This window comes from Asanoa iriomotensis, assembly GCF_016862515.1.
GTDB lineage: Bacteria > Actinomycetota > Actinomycetes > Mycobacteriales > Micromonosporaceae > Asanoa > Asanoa iriomotensis.
Map to the genome: position 1 here is coordinate 1 of NZ_BONC01000073.1, position 16,094 is coordinate 16,094.

At 72.3% G+C, this 16,094-nt stretch carries 20 protein-coding genes; 14 read left to right on the plus strand and 6 right to left on the minus strand.

Features of this window, described 5'->3' with window-relative positions; all coding sequences use genetic code 11:
- The first annotated feature begins 427 nt into the window (after positions 1 to 427).
- From ddaH to Air01nite_RS33950, 9 genes are all read left to right on the plus strand, one after another.
- Entirely contained in the window at positions 428 to 1,198 is a 771-nt protein-coding gene (ddaH, locus tag Air01nite_RS33910; RefSeq protein WP_203707459.1) for a dimethylargininase, read from the plus strand.
- A 33-nt stretch (positions 1,199 to 1,231) separates the two neighbouring features.
- Positions 1,232 to 3,301, plus strand: a complete 2,070-nt coding sequence (locus tag Air01nite_RS33915; protein ID WP_239091156.1) for an MDR family MFS transporter — start codon at positions 1,232 to 1,234, stop codon at positions 3,299 to 3,301.
- On the plus strand, positions 3,298 to 4,197 hold the full coding sequence (locus Air01nite_RS33920; protein WP_203707460.1) for an NAD(P)-dependent oxidoreductase: 900 nt from the start codon (positions 3,298 to 3,300) through the stop codon (positions 4,195 to 4,197). Before Air01nite_RS33915 ends, Air01nite_RS33920 begins: the two co-directional genes overlap by 4 nt.
- 10 nt (positions 4,198 to 4,207) lie before the next feature.
- Positions 4,208 to 4,639, plus strand: a complete 432-nt coding sequence (locus Air01nite_RS33925) for a VOC family protein (protein ID WP_239091157.1) — start codon at positions 4,208 to 4,210, stop codon at positions 4,637 to 4,639.
- Between the two features lie 43 nt (positions 4,640 to 4,682).
- The gene (locus tag Air01nite_RS33930) at positions 4,683 to 5,459 is read left to right on the plus strand and encodes a dioxygenase family protein (RefSeq protein WP_203707461.1); all 777 of its coding nucleotides are present in this window, start codon (positions 4,683 to 4,685) and stop codon (positions 5,457 to 5,459) included.
- A 92-nt stretch (positions 5,460 to 5,551) separates the two neighbouring features.
- Positions 5,552 to 5,902, plus strand: coding sequence for a YciI family protein (locus Air01nite_RS33935; RefSeq protein ID WP_203707462.1), 351 nt, complete (start codon positions 5,552 to 5,554; stop codon positions 5,900 to 5,902).
- A 3-nt stretch (positions 5,903 to 5,905) separates the two neighbouring features.
- Positions 5,906 to 7,162: an RNA polymerase sigma factor gene (locus Air01nite_RS33940; protein ID WP_203707463.1), complete on the plus strand. Its 1,257-nt coding sequence runs from the start codon at positions 5,906 to 5,908 to the stop codon at positions 7,160 to 7,162.
- On the plus strand, positions 7,155 to 7,559 hold the full coding sequence (gene tsaA / locus Air01nite_RS33945; protein ID WP_203707464.1) for a tRNA (N6-threonylcarbamoyladenosine(37)-N6)-methyltransferase TrmO: 405 nt from the start codon (positions 7,155 to 7,157) through the stop codon (positions 7,557 to 7,559). The genes Air01nite_RS33940 and tsaA overlap by 8 nt, the downstream gene beginning before the upstream one ends.
- A gap of 34 nt (positions 7,560 to 7,593) precedes the next feature.
- Positions 7,594 to 8,538, plus strand: a complete 945-nt coding sequence (locus Air01nite_RS33950; RefSeq protein WP_203707465.1) for a zinc-binding dehydrogenase — start codon at positions 7,594 to 7,596, stop codon at positions 8,536 to 8,538.
- Between the two features lie 12 nt (positions 8,539 to 8,550).
- Here Air01nite_RS33950 and Air01nite_RS33955 read toward each other — a convergent pair whose 3' ends face one another.
- Entirely contained in the window at positions 8,551 to 9,330 is a 780-nt protein-coding gene (locus tag Air01nite_RS33955; protein ID WP_203707466.1) for an SDR family oxidoreductase, read from the minus strand.
- Between the two features lie 105 nt (positions 9,331 to 9,435).
- On the opposite strand from Air01nite_RS33955, the gene Air01nite_RS33960 reads away from it, so the two are divergent.
- From Air01nite_RS33960 to Air01nite_RS33970, 3 genes are read left to right on the plus strand one after another with little or no spacing between them, the layout of a single operon-like run.
- Complete coding sequence (locus Air01nite_RS33960; protein WP_203707467.1) at positions 9,436 to 10,122, plus strand: hypothetical protein; 687 nt, start codon at positions 9,436 to 9,438, stop codon at positions 10,120 to 10,122.
- A gap of 56 nt (positions 10,123 to 10,178) precedes the next feature.
- Positions 10,179 to 10,787, plus strand: a complete 609-nt coding sequence (locus tag Air01nite_RS33965; protein WP_203707468.1) for a tyrosine-protein phosphatase — start codon at positions 10,179 to 10,181, stop codon at positions 10,785 to 10,787.
- Positions 10,788 to 10,823: 36 nt separating this feature from the next.
- The gene (locus tag Air01nite_RS33970) at positions 10,824 to 11,354 is read left to right on the plus strand and encodes a hypothetical protein (protein WP_203707469.1); all 531 of its coding nucleotides are present in this window, start codon (positions 10,824 to 10,826) and stop codon (positions 11,352 to 11,354) included.
- Here the strand turns inward: Air01nite_RS33970 and Air01nite_RS33975 are convergent.
- From Air01nite_RS33975 to Air01nite_RS33985, 3 genes are all read right to left on the minus strand, one after another.
- Positions 11,245 to 12,438 carry an FAD-dependent oxidoreductase gene (locus tag Air01nite_RS33975; protein ID WP_203707470.1) on the minus strand — a complete coding sequence of 398 codons (1,194 nt, stop codon included), beginning with the start codon at positions 12,436 to 12,438 and terminating at the stop codon, positions 11,245 to 11,247. The genes Air01nite_RS33970 and Air01nite_RS33975 overlap by 110 nt on opposite strands.
- 78 nt (positions 12,439 to 12,516) lie before the next feature.
- A complete protein-coding gene (locus tag Air01nite_RS33980; RefSeq protein ID WP_203707471.1) occupies positions 12,517 to 13,074 on the minus strand; it encodes a TetR/AcrR family transcriptional regulator in 558 nt (185 codons plus the stop codon).
- Positions 13,071 to 13,496 carry an SRPBCC family protein gene (locus Air01nite_RS33985; protein WP_203707472.1) on the minus strand — a complete coding sequence of 142 codons (426 nt, stop codon included), beginning with the start codon at positions 13,494 to 13,496 and terminating at the stop codon, positions 13,071 to 13,073. The genes Air01nite_RS33980 and Air01nite_RS33985 overlap by 4 nt, the downstream gene beginning before the upstream one ends.
- A gap of 33 nt (positions 13,497 to 13,529) precedes the next feature.
- Between Air01nite_RS33985 and rnhA the strand changes: the two genes are divergently transcribed.
- Positions 13,530 to 13,979, plus strand: a complete 450-nt coding sequence (gene rnhA, locus Air01nite_RS33990; protein WP_203707473.1) for a ribonuclease HI — start codon at positions 13,530 to 13,532, stop codon at positions 13,977 to 13,979.
- 10 nt (positions 13,980 to 13,989) lie between these two features.
- Here the strand turns inward: rnhA and Air01nite_RS33995 are convergent, their stop codons facing one another.
- A complete protein-coding gene (locus Air01nite_RS33995; protein ID WP_203707474.1) occupies positions 13,990 to 14,154 on the minus strand; it encodes a hypothetical protein in 165 nt (54 codons plus the stop codon).
- Positions 14,155 to 14,362: 208 nt separating this feature from the next.
- Here Air01nite_RS33995 and Air01nite_RS34000 point away from each other — a divergent pair, with 208 nt between their 5' ends.
- Positions 14,363 to 14,902: a snapalysin family zinc-dependent metalloprotease gene (locus Air01nite_RS34000; RefSeq protein WP_203707475.1), complete on the plus strand. Its 540-nt coding sequence runs from the start codon at positions 14,363 to 14,365 to the stop codon at positions 14,900 to 14,902.
- Between the two features lie 52 nt (positions 14,903 to 14,954).
- On the opposite strand, the gene Air01nite_RS34005 is transcribed toward Air01nite_RS34000, so the two are convergent.
- On the minus strand, positions 14,955 to 15,941 hold the full coding sequence (locus Air01nite_RS34005; protein WP_203707476.1) for a sugar phosphate isomerase/epimerase family protein: 987 nt from the start codon (positions 15,939 to 15,941) through the stop codon (positions 14,955 to 14,957).
- Positions 15,942 to 16,094: the final 153 nt, after the last annotated feature.

Consider the following 16,094-nt stretch of genomic DNA (forward strand, 5'->3'; position numbering starts at 1 on the left):
ACGCCAGCGCGACCTTCCCGGACCGTCCAACGCAACCCGGGAGCGCGACCAGGCTCGCACGGCATCACCGCGCGGCAGCACAGCCCGCCGCAGACCGCGGCGGCAGCGCGGGGCAGCACGGGCCGACCCGGACCGCGCGCGGCAGCGCGGCCCTCCCGGACCGTGCGCGGCAACCCGGGAGCGCGACCGGGCTCGCACGGCATCGCGGCGCGGCAGCACAGCCCGCCGACAGACCGCGCGGCAGCGCGACCTTCCCGGACCCGTCCGCGGCAACGCGGCCGCACGGCCGGAGTCGCACGGCATCGCAGGCCTCTCTCGTGCGCGGCGCCATCAGCGCGGCGTGCCGTGGGCCTTTGCATGCGATCAACGGCTGCCTACGTCCGCGCATGCGTTGCGTTGGTGGGTGGGGGCGCACAGAATCGGATGCATGATCACGGGGACGGCTCTGGTTCGGGTGCCGAGTTCGCGGTTGGCCGATGGGATTGTCACGCACATCGCGCGTACACCCGTGGATGTCGAGCTTGCCCGGCGGCAGCATGACGCCTACCGGGAAGCGCTCGCCGCCGCCGGATGGTCCGTCGTCGACGTCGCACCCGCCGACGACTGTCCGGACAGCGTCTTCGTCGAGGACACCCTCGTCGTCTGCGACGACCTCGCCGTCGTCACCCGGCCCGGTGCGCCGGAGCGCCGGCAAGAGGTCAGCGGTGCGCGGGCCGCGGCCGAGGCGCTGCTCCTCGACGTCGTCGAGATCCAAGCTCCCGGCACCCTCGACGGCGGCGACGTGCTCCAGGTCGGCGACCACGTCTACGTCGGCCTCGGGGGCCGCACCAACAAGGGCGGCTTCGACCAGCTGAAAACCCACCTCGCCACCCGCGGCCGGACCACCACCCCCGTCACCCTGCACGGCGTGCTGCATCTCAAGTCGGCCGTCACCGCACTCCCCGACGGCACCCTCGTCGCCCTGCCCAACCTGATCGACATCCAGGCTCTCCCCCAGCTTCTCCCCGTCGAGGAAGAGGCCGGCTGCCACCTCGTGCCCCTCGGCGACGAGCGGGTGCTGATCGCCGCCTCGGCACCACGCACGACGGACCTCATCGACCAGATGGGGTTCGCGCCGATCGTCGTCGACATCAGCGAGTACGAGAAGCTCGAAGGTTGCGTAACCTGCCTCAGCGTCCTGGTGCCGCCCATAAGGTGAAAAGCGGGCAATGCCATACACCGGGGGTGCGCGTTGGCGGTCACGACGGTTCCACCCGACGACGACGTCCGCCGGCCGCAGCTCACCCGGCGCCAGATCAACGTCATCTACGGCACGGTCGCGCTCGGGCTGCTGCTCGCGGCGATGGACCAGACCGTGGTCGCGACCGCCCTGCCCACGATCGTCGGTGATCTCGGCGGCGCCAACCATCTGTCCTGGGTGGTCACCGCCTACCTGCTCACCCAGACCGTGGCCGCCGCGCTCGCCGGCAAGTTCGGCGATCAGTTCGGCCGCAAGCGGATCTTCCAGGTCAGCGCCCTGATCTTCATCGTCGGCTCGCTGTTGTGCGGCGCCGCACAGAGTCTGATCTGGCTCGTCACCTCCCGCGCCGTCCAGGGCATCGGCGCCGGCGGGCTGCTGGTCACCGCCACCGCGCTCATCGGCGACGTGATCCCCCTCCGCGACCGGGGCCGCTACCAGGGCGGCCTCGGCGCCGTCTTCGGTCTCGCCACCGTGGTCGGCCCGCTGATCGGCGGCCTGTTCACCGACAGCGGCCTCGGCTGGCGCTGGGTCTTCTACATCAACGTCCCGCTCGCCATCCTGGTCATCCTGGTCGCGGCCCGCACGATCCCGGCGATCACCAGCGACCGGCGGCCGATCATCGACTACACCGGCATCGTGCTGATCGGCACCGGCGCGGCCGGGCTGACGCTCGCGACGAGTTGGGGCGGCACCGAGTACGCCTGGACCTCCCCGGTGATCATCGGGCTGTTCGCGGTGTCCGTCGCGCTGCTGGTCGCCTTCGGCTTCGCCGAGCGCCGCGCCAAGGAGCCCGTGCTGCCCATCCGGCTCTTCCAGTCGCGCGTCTTCGTGGTGTCGTCCGCGCTCAGCTTCGTCGTCGGCTTCACCCTGCTCGGCGCGCTCACCTTCCTGCCCACGTACCTCCAATGGGTCCAAGGTGTCTCCGCGACGGTCTCCGGCGTACGCACGCTGCCGCTCGTGATCGGTCTGCTGGTCACGGCGGTGCTGGCCGGCAACACGGTCAGCCGGACGGGCCGCTACAAGGCCTTCCCGATCGCCGGCGGCCTGGTCATGGCGCTCGGGCTCTACCTGCTGTCGAGGATGGGCACCGACACGTCCGTCATGGTCACGTCGCTCTACATGTTCGTGTTCGGCGTCGGGATCGGCCTGTCCATGCAGATCCTGATCATCATCGTGCAGAACACGGTCGCGTACCGGGACCTCGGCGTCGCCACCTCGGGCGTGACGTTCCTGCGCACCCTGGGCAGCTCGTTCGGCGCGGCCGTGTTCGGCACGATCTTCGCCAACCAGCTCAACGAGCACCTGACCGCCGCGCTGCGCCAGGTGGGCCCGCTGCCACCCCACGTCGTCGGCCTGCCGACCGCGGTGCACAACCTGCCACCGGCACAATCAGGACCGATCATCGAGGCGTACGCGCAGTCGGTGCACAGCCTCTTCCTCTACGCGGTGCCGGTGCCGCTGGTCGCCTTCGCGCTCGCCTGGTTCCTCAAGGAGGTGCCACTGCGCGACATGGCCCGGGCCGCCGCACCCGACCTCGGCGAGGGCTTCGGGATGCCGGAGGCGCAGAGCTCCGACGGCGAGCTGGAGAAGGCGATCTCCCGGGTGTTCCGCAGCGAGGGACCGGCCGCCGCACCGACCGTGCTGGCGGCGTCCGGCACCGGCCTGAACCCCGCCGACGCCTGGTGCCTGGCCCAGATCCACCTGCGTACCCGATATGCCGGACCCATCGACCTGGCCGGCATCGGCCGCGCCTTCGAGATACCCGGCCCGGTGCTGCGGCCCGCGTTCGCCCAGGCGGCCTGGCGCGGCCTGGTCGCCATCGACGACGACGAGTGCCTGAGCCTGACCGGGCGCGGCGAGGAGTACTACGCCCAGCTCGCCGAGGCGTGGAAGAACTGGCTGCTCACCAAGCTCCCGGAACGCGACGGCCAGCGACCGACCCGCGCCGACCTGGACCGCGCCCTCAGCAACATCGCCACCCGACTCGTCGACAACCAGGGCACCCGTCCGCCGGGTCCGACCGCCGCGGTCGGACCACCGAGCGGGAGGATGGGGGGATGAGCGAGGCGACACGGCTGGCGGTCATCGGCATCGGGAACATGGGCGCCGCGCTGGTGAAGCGGCTCCGCGCCGTCGGCTACCCGGTGACCGTCTGGAACCGCACGCGGGAAACCGCCGAGGACGTCGCGGCCCGCACCGGCGCGACGGTGGCCGGCACACCACGCGAGGCCGCCGGCACCTCCGACGTCGTCTTCGTCTCGGTCGCCAACGACGCGGCGGACCTGGCCGTCCACGAGGGCCGCGACGGGATCGTCGCCGGCCTGCGCCGGGGCACCACGGTCGTCGACACCAGCACGATCGACCCCCACACCACACTGCGGCTGGCCGAGATGGTCCGCGGCGCGGGCGGCGTGCACGTCGACTCGCCGGTGTCCGGCAGCGGGTCCAGCGTCGAGGCCGGGACGCTGGCCGTGCTCGCCGCCGGCGACGCGGCCGACCTCGACCGGGTCCGGCCGATCCTCGACCACCTCGGCAAGGTCTTCCACATCGGACCCACAGGCACCGGCGCCACGATGAAGGTCGCGATCAACACGCTGCTGATCGCCATCAACCAAGGGCTTTCCGAGGCGTACGTGCTGGCGCAGGCGGCCGGCATCGACCCCGCGACGGCGTACGACGTGTTCGAGGCCGGTGCCACGGGAGCGCCGTTCCTCAAGTACAAGCGGGCCGTGTTCGAGCACCCCGACGACACTCCGGTCGCGTTCTCGCTCGGCCTGGTCAGCAAGGACGCCGACCTCGTGCTGGCGCTGGCCGAGCGGGTCGGCGTGCCGGTGCCGCAGGCGCAGGCCAACAAGGCCGCGGTCGCCGCCGCGCTCGACGACGGCTACGCCGACCGCGACATCAGCACACTGGCCAAGCACCTGCGCGAGCTGCGGACGAGGTCGAGTCGCGGCTAGGTTGATCGCCATGCGGGTCAACCAGATGCGACTTGTGGTCGAGGTCGAGGACTATGACGCGGCCGTGGCGTTCTTCCGGGACGCGCTCGGGCTCACCGAGGAGGCGGCGTTCAGCGGCGGTGGTGACGAGCGGGTGATGATCCTCGAGGCCGGCCGGGCCACGTTGGAGCTGGCCAACCCGGCGCACCACCGCTACATCGACGAGGTCGAGGTGGGTCGCCCGGCGGCGCCACGGTTCCGGATCGCGTTCGAGGTCGACGACACGACCGCGGGCACGGCCGAGCTGGTCGACGCTGGCGCCGAGCAGGTGGCGCCGCCGACGGAGACCCCGTGGCGGTCGCTCAACTCCCGCCTGGACGCGCCGGGCGACCTGCACATCACGCTCTTCCAGGAGTTGGACGCACAGCCACCGCACAGCCCACCGCCAGCGACGGCGCAGTAACCCGACGAACTCTTGGGGCCACCGCAACCTAGGAGGCCGCCAGATGCACCAGCACGATCAGGGACTCTCCCTCGACCTGCCGACGCTGCTCAGCCGGCGGAGACTGCTCGGCCTGCTCGGGGCCGCCGGCGCGGCGACGATCGCGGGGTGCTCGTCAGACACGGCGACCGTGGCGGCGCAGGATGTGACCGCTGACGAGGAGATCCCGGAGGAGACCGCCGGGCCGTACCCGGGCGATGGTTCCAACGGCGTCAACGTGCTCACCGAGAGTGGCATCGTGCGCAGCGACATCACCCGCAGCTTCGGCACCGGCTCGGGCGTCGCTGCCGGTGTGCCGCTGACCATCGCGCTCACGGTGCTCGACGTCGGCAACGGCGGCGGCCAGCCGTTGACCGGCGCCGCCGTCTACCTCTGGCATTGCGACCAGGAGGGCCGCTACTCGCTGTATTCGAAGGGCGTCGAGCAGGAGAACTATCTCCGCGGGGTCCAGGTCGCCGACGCCGCCGGCAAAGTGGCGTTCACCAGCGTCTTCCCCGCCGCGTACGACGGTCGGTGGCCGCACATCCACTTCGAGGTCTATGCGACGCTGGAGAAGGCGACCACGGCCAGTGACAAGCTGCGCACCAGCCAGCTCGCGCTGCCCGAGGACGCCAGCCGGCAGGTCTACGCCACCAGCGGCTACGAGCAGAGCGTGCGCAACATGCGCAACACCTCGTTGGAGACCGACATGGTGTTCAGCGACGGCTACTCGCTGCAACTGGGCACGGTCACCGGTGACGTCGACAGCGGGCTGACCGTCACCCTTTCGGTACCGGTCTAAAAAATCTCCTCCGCGATGTCGATTGCGGCCAGTTCGCTCGTCGTCAGGATGAGAGGTGGTCACCGACCACCGCATGCCGAGGGAGAAAACCCATGCGCTACCTGTTGTTGATCTACAGCGAGGAGAACCGCGGCACCCCGGACCCGGCCGAGGCCGAGAAGGTGATGAACGAGTACTGGGCGTACTCGGAGGCCATCGAGAAGGCCGGCGTCAACAAGGGTGGCGACGCGCTGCAGGAGTCGGCCACCGCGACCACTGTGCGGGTGCGCGAGGGCCAGCGGATGGTCACCGACGGCCCGTTCGCCGAGACCCGCGAGGTGCTCGGTGGCTACTACCTGATCGACGTGCCCGACCTGGACGCCGCGATCGAGTGGGCCGAACGGTGCCCTGGGTCCAAGTACGGGTCCGTCGAGGTCCGGCCGATCATGGAGTTCGGCGAGTAGGAGATGGGTACGGGCGCCGCCTCGGTCGAGGCCGTCTTCCGCGAGGAGTGGGGGCGACTGTTGGCGGCGCTCGTCCGTACCCTGGGCGATCTTGATCTCGCCGAGGAGGTCGCCGCCGACGCGGTGGCCGCCGCCGTGGCCCGGTGGCCGAAGGACGGTGTGCCCGACCGGCCGGGCGCGTGGCTGCTCACGGTGGCCCGGCACCGGGCGGTCGACCTGCTCCGGCGCGACAAGGTGTTCGCGGCGAAGCTGGCGCTGCTGCAGGTCGAGGCCGACCGCCGGGACAGCGCGCCGGCCGTCGATCCGGTGTGGAGCGACGACGCGCCCGACGAGCGGCTGCGGCTGTTCTTCACCTGCTGCCACCCGTCACTCGGCCTCGACGCCCAACTGGCGCTGACCTTGACGTGCCTGGCCGGGCTGACCACGCCCGAGGCCGCGCGGGCGTTCCTGGTGCCGCCCGCGACGATGGCGCAGCGCGTGGTGCGGGCGAAACGCAAGATCCGCGACGCCCGGATCCCGTTCCGGGTGCCGTCCGCGGCCGAGTTGCCCGACCGGCTCCCGGCGGTGCTGCGGGTGGTCTATCTGATCTTCACCGAGGGGTACGCGGCGACCGGCGGCTCGACCCTCGTCCGCGGCGACCTGGCCGACGAGGCGGTGCGGCTGGCCCGGATCCTGCACCGGCTGCTGCCGGGCGAGCGGGAGGTGGCCGGGCTGCTCGCGCTGATGCTGCTGGTCGACGCGCGCCGGCCGGCCCGGGTCGACCTGGCGGGGCGGCTGGTGCTGCTGGAGGACCAGGACCGTTCACTGTGGTCGCTCGACAAGATCGTCGAGGGGCGGCGGCTGGTAGTCGAGGCGCTGACCGGCGGCCCGCCCGGCCCGTACGCCCTGCAAGCCGCGATCGCCGCCGTGCACGACGACGCCGCGTCGGTCTCGACCACCGACTGGCCGCAGGTGGTGGCCCTCTACGACGTGCTCCGCGAGGTCGCGCCGTCACCGCTGGTCGAGCTCAACCGCGCGGTCGCGGTGGCCATGGTGGACGGTCCCGAGGCCGGGCTGGCCCTGCTGGACGGCCTCGTCCTCGATCGGCGGCTGGCCGGCTACCACCTGCTCCCGGCGGCCCGGGCCGACCTGCTGCGCCGGCTGGGCCGCACCTCGGAGGCGGCTGCCGCTTATCGGGCGGCGCTCGAGTTGGTCGGCAACGACCCCGAGCGGGACTATCTGGCCCGGCGGCTCGAATCGCTACGATCGCCCGATGATTGAGATCTCCCCGATCGGGGTCGTCTCCTCTCCGCTGGTCTCGGCCGCGAGCGCGCCCCGGCAGGGCGACGAGGGCGCGCCGGACGCGTGGCTGGAGTTCGACGCCGCGGTCGCGACCGGTCTTGCCGACCTCGCGCCCGGCCAGGAGGTGCTGGTGCTGACCTGGTTCGACCGGGCTGCCCGGGACGTGCTGGCGGTGCGCCCGCGGGGTGACGCCGACCGCCCGCTGACGGGGGTGTTCAGCACCCGCTCGCCGGACCGCCCGAACCCGATCGGCCTGCACCGGGTCACGGTCCTTGAGATCGACGGGCTGCGGGTCAAGGTCAACAACCTGGAGGCTCTCGACGGTACGCCGATCGTCGACGTGAAGCCGGTCCTCGGCGGTGTCGCCGAACGTTGACCTCAACCTGGGTTGAGGTGTGATCCTTCGTCGCATGCGAGTCGTGTGGTTGACGCAGTACGGCGACCCGACGGTCCTGGCACCGGGTTCGGCGCCGGACCCGGTGCCCTCGCCGGGTCAGGTGCTGGTGGACGTGGCGTTCGCCAACATCACCTTCATCGAGACGATGTTCCGCTCGACGGGCTTCGGCCCCTACCAGGGCTCACTGCCGATGGTCCCTGGAAACGGGGTCGGCGGAGTGGTGAGCGAGGTCGGCGCGGACGTCGACCCGTCGCTGGTCGGCGCGCGGGTGGTGACCTCGACCGGCGGCTCGGGCGCCTACGCGTCCCGAGTCGCGGTTGACGCCGCGGGCCTGGTGCCGGTGCCCGACGGCCTCGCCCTGGACACGGCCGTGGCGTTGCTCGCCGACGGGCGCACGGCGCTGCTGCTGCTGCGCGCGGTGGGGCCGAAACCCGGCGAACGGGTCCTGGTCGAGGCTGCGGCCGGCGGGGTCGGCACGCTGCTGGTCCAACTCGCGAAGGCAACGGGCGCGACGGTGCTCGGCGCCGCAGGCCCGGCGAAGCTGGGCCTCGTCGGCTCGCTGGGCGCGGACGAGGCAGTCGACTACACGGCCCCGGGTTGGGCGGCGGCCGCAGGCCCGTTCGACGCGGTCTTCGACGGCGTGGGCGGCGCGGTGGCCCGCGCCGCGTTCGACCAACTGACCCGCGGCGGCCGAATGATCAGCTATGGCCTGTCGAGCGGCGCGTGGTCGGACGTCACGGACGACGAGGCTGCCGCTCGCGGCGTGACCCTGCTCAGGGGCGCCACCGGCACCCCTGAGGAACTGCGCGCCCTGACAGCCGAGGCTCTGCGGCTCGCAGCCGCCGGCCGCCTGCGCCCGGTGATCGGCCAACGCTTCCCGCTGGAACAGGCCGCCGCCGCCCACGCGGCGATCGAGTCCCGCTCCACAGTAGGCAAGACCCTGCTGGTCGTGGACTAGCGTCAGCCCCGATCAGGGCTTCGTGGCGGAAGGTAGCCATTCCGCGAAGGTTGGGCCGCGGAGGACCGCGTCCGGGCCCGGGAGGATGGCTGGGCTGTTGATGGCTCGGCCGGTCCTGCCCGGTAGGCGCACCGGGATCACCGTGCGGCGGTCGCCGCGGGCGCGGGACAGTTGGCGGGCCAGGTCCGGGAGGCGCTCCGGGCGTGGGCCGGCGATGTCCGGCACCCGGCCGCGCGGACCGTCCTCGACCACCTCGGCGAGCGCCCGGCCGACCTCGGCCGCCGCGACCGGCTGGGTCATCATCTGCGGCACCAGCGCGAACCGGCCGAACCGCAACTGGTCCATCGTCTGGCCCGCGAACTCGTGGAACTGCGTCGCCCGCAGCACCGTGGCCGGCACCGGGCCGTGCATGGCCGCCTGCTCCTGCGCCAGTTTGCCCGCGTAGTAGCCCAGCGGCACCTTGTCGACGCCCACGATGCTGAGCACCACGTGGTGCTTCACGCCGGCCTCCGAGGCGAGTCGGCCGAGCAGGGTCGTGGTCGCGCTGAACCAGCGGACCGCCGTCGACCTGGACATCGTGGCGACGTTCGCGCAGTCGACCACACAGTCCACGCCCGCCAGCGCCTTGTCCAGGCCGGCGCCCGTGGTGAGGTCGCCCTGGAACGACTCCGTGCCGGCCGGGCCCGCCGTGCCGCCACGGCTGAGGATCGCGACCTGGTGGCCGCGCTGGGACAGTGCGCTCGCGGTGGGTCGTCCGACCACGCCCGAGCCTCCGATGACGAGTACGCGCATGAACTCACGACGAGACAGCCACCGCCGAACGTGACGGCGGATGGCGCCGGTCACACGGGAACCGGCCACCCACCGCGCGGCTCGTCACCAGCGGAGGTGGCGAACATGTCGAAAATCCTGCGTCACATGCTCGCGGCGGCCCTGCTCGCGGTGACCGTCGGCGCGATCGCCGCGCCGAGCCCGGCCCGTGCCGGTGGCTGGGCGGCGACGGTCCTGGAGCCGATGCCGGCCACGCTGCAGCCCGGGCAGACGTACACCGTGGGCATGTGGGTCCTGCAACACGGTTTCCATCCTTACGAAGGCAAGCTCGACGAGGTCGCGCTGCGACTGGTCGACGCCAAGGGCGTCGAGACGAAGTTCCCCGCGGTGGCGCTGCCGGAGCCGGCGCACTACGCGGTGTCCGTCGTGCTCCCGCATGACGGGCCGTTCACCGTGGTCGGCATCCAGGGCTGGTTCGCGCCGTACGAGATCGGCACGCTCAGCGCGAAGCAAGGCCTCCGGCAGCTGCCGACGGTGACCCCGCTGACGAAGGAACACCTGGCCGAGTACTGGTCCGGCCCGGTCAAGCCGCCGGTGCTCCCGGTCGACGAGCGCCGCGACCCGTTCGTGGCCGCCGCCGCACCGCCGCCGGTCGACGAGGTCGTCGAGGCCGCGCCGGTCGCCAACACCACACCGGATTCGGGTGCTTCCCCGTGGTTGGCCGTCGTCGCCGGCGCCACGGCGCTCGTCCTGGTCGGTTCGGTCCTCCTGGGCCGCCGGCGGCTCGGCATCCCGCACCGCACCAACCCGTAGCGGGCCGCGTCTTCCGCGGGGGATCATGAGGATCCCCCGCGGAAGGAACGGCGCCGATGATCCTCGACTGGCCGGACTGCACCAACGTGCGCGACCTCGGTGGCCTCACCACCACCGACGGCCGGCGGGTCCGAGCTGGAGCGCTGCTCCGGGCCGACTGCCTCGACCGGCTGACCCCCGCTGCGGTCGCGGACATCCGGGCGGGCGGCATCCGCCGGATCGTCGACCTGCGCTGGGCGCTCGAATGCGCCCTGCGCCCGAACCCGTTCGAGGGCGACCCGCTCTACACGCACGCGCCGATGCTCGGCGACGACGACTACGACTTCCTGCCCGACAGCTACGGCGCGATGCTGGAGCACAACCGCCCACAGATCGGCGCGGCGTTCCGCGCGGTCGCGGAAGCACCACCCGGCGGCGTGCTGGTGCACTGCCTGGAGGGCAAGGACCGCACGGGCGTCCTGGTCGCCCTCCTGCTGCTGGTCGCGGGCGTCCCACACGACCAGATCGCCGACGACTACGCCCTGACGAGGGGCGTCGACCGCCAACTGATGGCCAACACCCTGGACTACCTGCACGACGCACACGGCGAGGTGGCCAAATACCTGGCCGACTGCGGCGTCGACGCGGAAGCCCTCGCAGCGGTCCGCGCCCGCCTCGTCGACTAGCAGCGGTGGCCTGGGTTGGCCGGTAGCGTGGCCCGCATGGAGATCGGCGCCCTGGCCAGTGCGTTCCTCGTCGGTGTCGCGTCCGGTGGGCGGAGCATGACCGGGCTCGCGGCGATCGCCCTGACCACCCGCCCGGGCACGGCCTCCCCTGTCCTGGACCGCGCGGCAACCGCGCCGGGCCGGGCCGTGCTCACGGTCGCGGCCGCCGGTGAACTGGTCGGCGACAAGCTGCCCAACACGCCCAGCCGGCTGTTGCCCCTGGGCCTGTCCAGCCGGGTCGCGGCCGGAGCGGCCGGCGGTGCGGCGCTGGCGCTGCGGTCCCGGGGCAACCCCGGTCTCGCCGCCGTGTGCGGCGGGGTCGGTGCGGTCGCGGGCAGCTACGCCGGCGCGACCTGGCGCCGCTGGGCGGGCACCGAGCGGGTCACCGCCTTCGCCGCCGCGGTCACCGAGGACCTGCTCACCGTCGCCACCGCGGTGCTCGCCTGCGCTCTGGCCCCGCAGCGGGACGTATCGGCGTCGGGTCGTAGTCGTAGAGCCAGCCTGTGGCGCGTTCGTAGAAACGGTTGAAGAACACGGACATGCCGATCTCCGCGAGTCGGCGGCGGAGCGGGCCCGCCTGTTTGACCTCGCGGTTGTCGTCCGATGCCCGCAGCACGCGCGTCACCCGGCCGCGGCGGGCGGCCTCGTACCCGATCAGTCCCTCATGGACAGACGTTGTGGCGCCGATCGAGGCTCCCAGGGCCACACCGTCCTCGATCGCCATCGACGCGCCCTGGCCGGCGCCGAGTGGGTGGGCCGCGTCGCCGACCAGGACCGTGCGGTCGTCGTGCCAGACCCGGACCGGGTCGAGGACGTGGTTGACGCTCGGCCGGTGCAGCCGGGTCGTGGCCGCGATGATCTGCCGGGCGACCGGCTCCGCCGCATAGAGGTCGTCCAGCAGCCGCAGGCGCTCGGCGTCGGCCAGGGACGGCGGCGGTGGCTCGGCGGCGTTTACCTGCGCCTGCCACCACACCTCGCCCCCGCCGGCCGGCTCGACGTGGATGAACGCGCCGTGCGCGCCGACCGTCATGTTGAAGGTGCCCTCGCTGCTCGCGTCGCACACGACCGGCGAGCGGCCCGAGATCACCCAGACGCCCGCATAACGCGGCGTCGGCGCCGCCGGGTCCAGCGCGCGGCGGACCACGGATCGGATGCCGTCGGCGCCGACCACCAGGTCGCCGGTCTCGACCCGGCCACCGGCGAAGCGAGCGCGGCCGTCGGGCTCGACCGCCACGAGCCGCTCCCCCGTGCGCAGTTCGACGCCGGCCTCCTCGGCCGCCGCCCGCAGCTCACCGACGAGATGGCCGCGCATCAGCGTGACACTGTGGAGCGGGTCGCCGGCCCGCCGGCCGCGTGGCACGTCGGCGATCGGGCGTCCCTTGGCCGTCCACATCCGCTGCCGGGCGATCGCCCAACCACGCGCCCGCACCCGCTCGAGGCAGTCGACCGCCGCCAGGCCGCGCAACCCGTTGACCGCCAGGCTGACGAACGAGCCGACCTCGCCACCCGGATCGGGATGCGCCTCGAACAGGGTGACCTCCGCGCCCGTCCGCCGCAGCGCCAGCGCGCTCACGGTGCCCGCCACTCCCCCGCCGACGACCAGAACCCGCATCGCGATCCCCCGAACCTCGATTCACTGAATCTCGATTCAGTATTTGTCGTGAGCCGCCACCGCGTCAAGCGCGACGTGTCAGCGCAGGTCCGCGCGCGCCAGCTCGCCGAACAGCTCCATCGCGGCGTCCACTTCGGTCCGCTCGCCGCTCATCAGCAGGTCGAGCCCCAGCCCGCGGGTCACCGCCAGCCCGAGCCGCGCGTACGCGTCGGCCCGGCGCCCAGGAATGCCCGCCCGCCGGAACAGCTCGGCGAGCGGCTCCTCCCAGGCCCGGATCACCGACTCCCGAAACGCAGCCGTCCACTCACGACCGTAGAGCGCCTGCACGTACACCTCGAAGAACAGCCGCTGCGCGGGCAGCACCTCCGGGCTGGTCAGCTGCGCCCAGAACGCGGCCGAGACGGCGAAGATGTCCGCGTCGTCGGTGACCAGGTCGGCGAGCAGCGCCCGCTGCGCGGCCTCCATCCGGCCGACGACCTCGGCGAGCAGCCCGTCCCGCGAGCCGAAGTGATAGATGAGCATCCGGTGGCTGGTGCCCGCTTCGGCCGCGATCTCGCGCAGGCTCAGGTGGCTGAACCCGTGCCGGCGCACGACCTCGAAGCACCGGTCGAGCAGCGTCTCGCGGGCGGCGCTCACCCGCGTGCTTCGCTCGCGGCCTTGAGCCCGGCCACCTCGAGCGAGAGATAGCGCCGGTTGCGCCGGCCGAAGAGCAGGTGCAGCAGGCCGGCGAGCGGCCCGGTCTGCTCGAGCTCCAGCGTGATCACCGTGGCGCCGTCGCCGGAGGATCGGAGAAGGTGGCGGCCGGTCGTGCGTACACCTGGCGAGTGGTTCGTCCACGAGAACTCGGCCTCGTCGGTGAACGTGGTGACCTCCCACACCAGGGGCTGCATGCCGGGCTGTTTGATCCGGGCCTTGCTGCCGAGCCGCAGCGGGCCGTCGTCTAGCCGCTCGACCGAGGTCATCGAGCGCGTCCAGCGCGGCCAGTCGGTCACGTCGCGCAGCACCGCCCAGGCGGCACCGAGGTCGGCCCGCGCTTCGGCGCTGGTGGTCAGCATCATGTACCAGATGGTACATCCCGTAGGGTGCCCGGCATGAGCGTGGACATCTGGACGGACGGCGCCTGCAGCGGCAACCCGGGACCGGGCGGCTGGGGAGCGCTGCTGCGCTACGGCACGGTCGAGAAGGAGCTGTGCGGCGGCGAGGCGACCGCGACCACCAACAACCGGATGGAGCTGATGGCGCCGATCAGCGCGCTGGAGAGCCTCACCCGTCCGGTGGTCGTCCGGCTGCACACGGACAGCGTCTACGTCCGCGACGGCATCACGAAATGGCTGCCGCGCTGGAAGGCCAACGGCTGGCAGACCGCAGCCAAGACCCCGGTCAAGAACGTCGACCTGTGGCAGCGGCTGGAGGCGGCGATGGGCGCGCACGAGGTGAGCTGGCACTGGGTGAAGGGCCACTCCGGACACCCGGAGAACGAGCGCGCCGACCGCCTGGCCAACCGGGGAATGCGCGAGGCCCGCGAGGCCGCCATCCACTAGCTAGCGGCCGTCACCGGCTCGCGTCCACCGCCCACTCGACCACCGGCCCGACCGGCACCGGCGAGTAGTCCGCCACCGCCGGCAGCCGCCCGAGCACACCACCCGCGGTCATCCCCAGCAGCGCCAACAGCAGCAGTCCCGCGACTCGGATGCCCACTGTGGATCGTCCGCCCATCACCGCTCCCCCAGCCGAAATCGCGAACCCGTCAGCAACCACTCTCCCGGCCGGGCCGGTCCGGGTCACTGCCGCAGGTACCCCAACCAGAGGTAGTGCCCGCCCTACCATCGCGCCGCGGTAGGGCCCCTTTGCGATGACGCTCGAATCGACACTCCTCGATAGGCTACGGCGGCAGCCCCGTCCCCGCCCCCACGAGGAGACCCCGATGGCGCTACGCCGCAGACTCTCCACCCTCATCCTGATCGCCGCCGCACTGGTCGGCGCGCAACTGGCCACGGCCGGCGTCGCACAGGCCGCGGTCCGGGTGCTCTACTACGACGTCAGCCAGGCGCAGGAGTTCCAGCAGGTGGCCCGCCAGGGCGCGCTGAACTGGAACAGCCGGGTGACCAACGTCCGCCTGGAGCCCGTGCCGGCCGGCCGCACACCCAACATCCGCGTGTACGCGGACAACGGCTGGCCCCGCGCGTACACCCAGTCGCTCGGCAACGGCTACTGGATCATGGGTCGCCAGGCGGTCAACGAGGGCTACTACCAGCCGCGCATCTCCACACACGAGTTCGGCCACCTGCTCGGCCTGCCCGACCGCCGCACCGGGCTCTGCAGCGACCTGATGTCGGGCAGCAGCGCGCCGGTCTCCTGCACGAACGCGTTCCCGAACAGCCGCGAAGCGACCGAGGTCAACAACCGCTTCGCGTCACTGACCTCGGCACCCGCACGCGAGTTCGTCTGGCAGCCGGCCGCGTAGCAGCCGACGACGGGAAGTGCGGGCGCGGCAAACCGGCCGCGCCCGCTCCCCGTCAGAACTTCAGGTTGGCGAGGTAGTTGTAACCGACCCGGGCCGTGTCGATCGCCAGTGCCGGCTGGCGCGGCGGGGTGCCCGCGTCGTCGCGTTCCACGATGAACTCGTCGATGCCCGCTTCCCTGCCGTGCTGGAAGATCCGGGCGAAGTCGATCAGGCCGTCGCCGACGTCGGCGAACGAGCCGGCGTCGTTCATGTCCTTGACGTGGAACTGCTGGATCCGCCCGCGGTTGGCGCGGATCACGTCGACCGGGTCGTGCGCACCGCGGGTGACCCAGAACAGGTCGACCTCGAGGTGCACCAGGTCGGGATCGGTCTCGTTGGTGAGGATGTCGAAACCGGTGGTGGTGCCACCGTCGAGCCGGAAGAACTCGAAGTGGTGGTTGTGGTAGCCGAACCGCAGCCCGGCCTTCTTGGCCAGCGCGCCGGCCTTGTTGAGGTCGCGGGCGAAGGCCCGGTAGGTCGCCGAGTCGCGGATGATGCCGTTGGCGCCGACGCCGAAGAACGGGTGGACGATGTAGCGCTGGCGCAGCAGCCGCGCGTCGGCCAGCGCGGCGTTCCACGCGGCGGCGTCGAACGGCTGCGGGATGCCGACGTGGCCCGAGGTCGCCCGCAGCCCCACGGCGTCGAGGGCGGCCTTGAACTGGGCGGCGGTGCGGCCGACGAAACCGGCGTGCTCGACCCGGGTGTAGCCGATGTCGGCTAGCGCCCGCAGCGTGCCGGGCAGGTCGGCGGCGAGTTGGTCACGCAGGGTGTAGAGCTGCACGCTGATCTGGTCGCGCGGCACCCGGCCGGACTTGCCGCCGCCACGCGACGCGGCGCTCGCGGGGCCCGCACCGGCGGCCAGGCCGCCCACGGCGCCGACGGCCCCCGCCGCCGCAGCGACGGTCGCGGCCCGCAGCGCACCGCGCCGGGTCAGGGTGTGCAGTTGCTCCTCCGCCAGCGGCGCGACGTTCTGGTGTGCTTCGTGGTCGTTGACGCACATGGATGAATGCCTCCTGGGCGTTCGGGACGGAAACTCGACCAGCATCGATGCTCGGTCAAGTTACCGCGCTCCGCACGTCGAGAGGAAGATCTCTTGACGCGATCTGCCGGCGGTCAGGCACCCGGAGCAGGGGTCCAGCGTCGAATTTCGATT

Excerpts from the sequence above, each read along its gene's own strand:
- Air01nite_RS33985 (WP_203707472.1), bottom strand. The coding sequence starts at position 13,496 with ATGATGCTGACCACCAGCGCCGAAGCGCGGGCCGACCTCGGTGCCGCC.
- Air01nite_RS33920 (WP_203707460.1), top strand. The coding sequence starts at position 3,298 with ATGAGCGAGGCGACACGGCTGGCGGTCATCGGCATCGGGAACATGGGC.
- Air01nite_RS33950 (WP_203707465.1), top strand. The coding sequence starts at position 7,594 with ATGCGAGTCGTGTGGTTGACGCAGTACGGCGACCCGACGGTCCTGGCA.
- Air01nite_RS33965 (WP_203707468.1), top strand. The coding sequence starts at position 10,179 with ATGATCCTCGACTGGCCGGACTGCACCAACGTGCGCGACCTCGGTGGC.
- Air01nite_RS34005 (WP_203707476.1), bottom strand. The coding sequence starts at position 15,941 with ATGTGCGTCAACGACCACGAAGCACACCAGAACGTCGCGCCGCTGGCG.
- ddaH (WP_203707459.1), top strand. The coding sequence starts at position 428 with ATGATCACGGGGACGGCTCTGGTTCGGGTGCCGAGTTCGCGGTTGGCC.
- rnhA (WP_203707473.1), top strand. The coding sequence starts at position 13,530 with ATGAGCGTGGACATCTGGACGGACGGCGCCTGCAGCGGCAACCCGGGA.
- Air01nite_RS33970 (WP_203707469.1), top strand. The coding sequence starts at position 10,824 with ATGGAGATCGGCGCCCTGGCCAGTGCGTTCCTCGTCGGTGTCGCGTCC.
- Air01nite_RS33960 (WP_203707467.1), top strand. The coding sequence starts at position 9,436 with ATGTCGAAAATCCTGCGTCACATGCTCGCGGCGGCCCTGCTCGCGGTG.
- Air01nite_RS33930 (WP_203707461.1), top strand. The coding sequence starts at position 4,683 with ATGCACCAGCACGATCAGGGACTCTCCCTCGACCTGCCGACGCTGCTC.
- tsaA (WP_203707464.1), top strand. The coding sequence starts at position 7,155 with ATGATTGAGATCTCCCCGATCGGGGTCGTCTCCTCTCCGCTGGTCTCG.
- Air01nite_RS33995 (WP_203707474.1), bottom strand. The coding sequence starts at position 14,154 with ATGGGCGGACGATCCACAGTGGGCATCCGAGTCGCGGGACTGCTGCTG.
- Air01nite_RS33955 (WP_203707466.1), bottom strand. The coding sequence starts at position 9,330 with ATGCGCGTACTCGTCATCGGAGGCTCGGGCGTGGTCGGACGACCCACC.
- Air01nite_RS34000 (WP_203707475.1), top strand. The coding sequence starts at position 14,363 with ATGGCGCTACGCCGCAGACTCTCCACCCTCATCCTGATCGCCGCCGCA.
- Air01nite_RS33940 (WP_203707463.1), top strand. The coding sequence starts at position 5,906 with ATGGGTACGGGCGCCGCCTCGGTCGAGGCCGTCTTCCGCGAGGAGTGG.
- Air01nite_RS33925 (WP_239091157.1), top strand. The coding sequence starts at position 4,208 with ATGCGGGTCAACCAGATGCGACTTGTGGTCGAGGTCGAGGACTATGAC.
- Air01nite_RS33935 (WP_203707462.1), top strand. The coding sequence starts at position 5,552 with ATGCGCTACCTGTTGTTGATCTACAGCGAGGAGAACCGCGGCACCCCG.
- Air01nite_RS33975 (WP_203707470.1), bottom strand. The coding sequence starts at position 12,438 with ATGCGGGTTCTGGTCGTCGGCGGGGGAGTGGCGGGCACCGTGAGCGCG.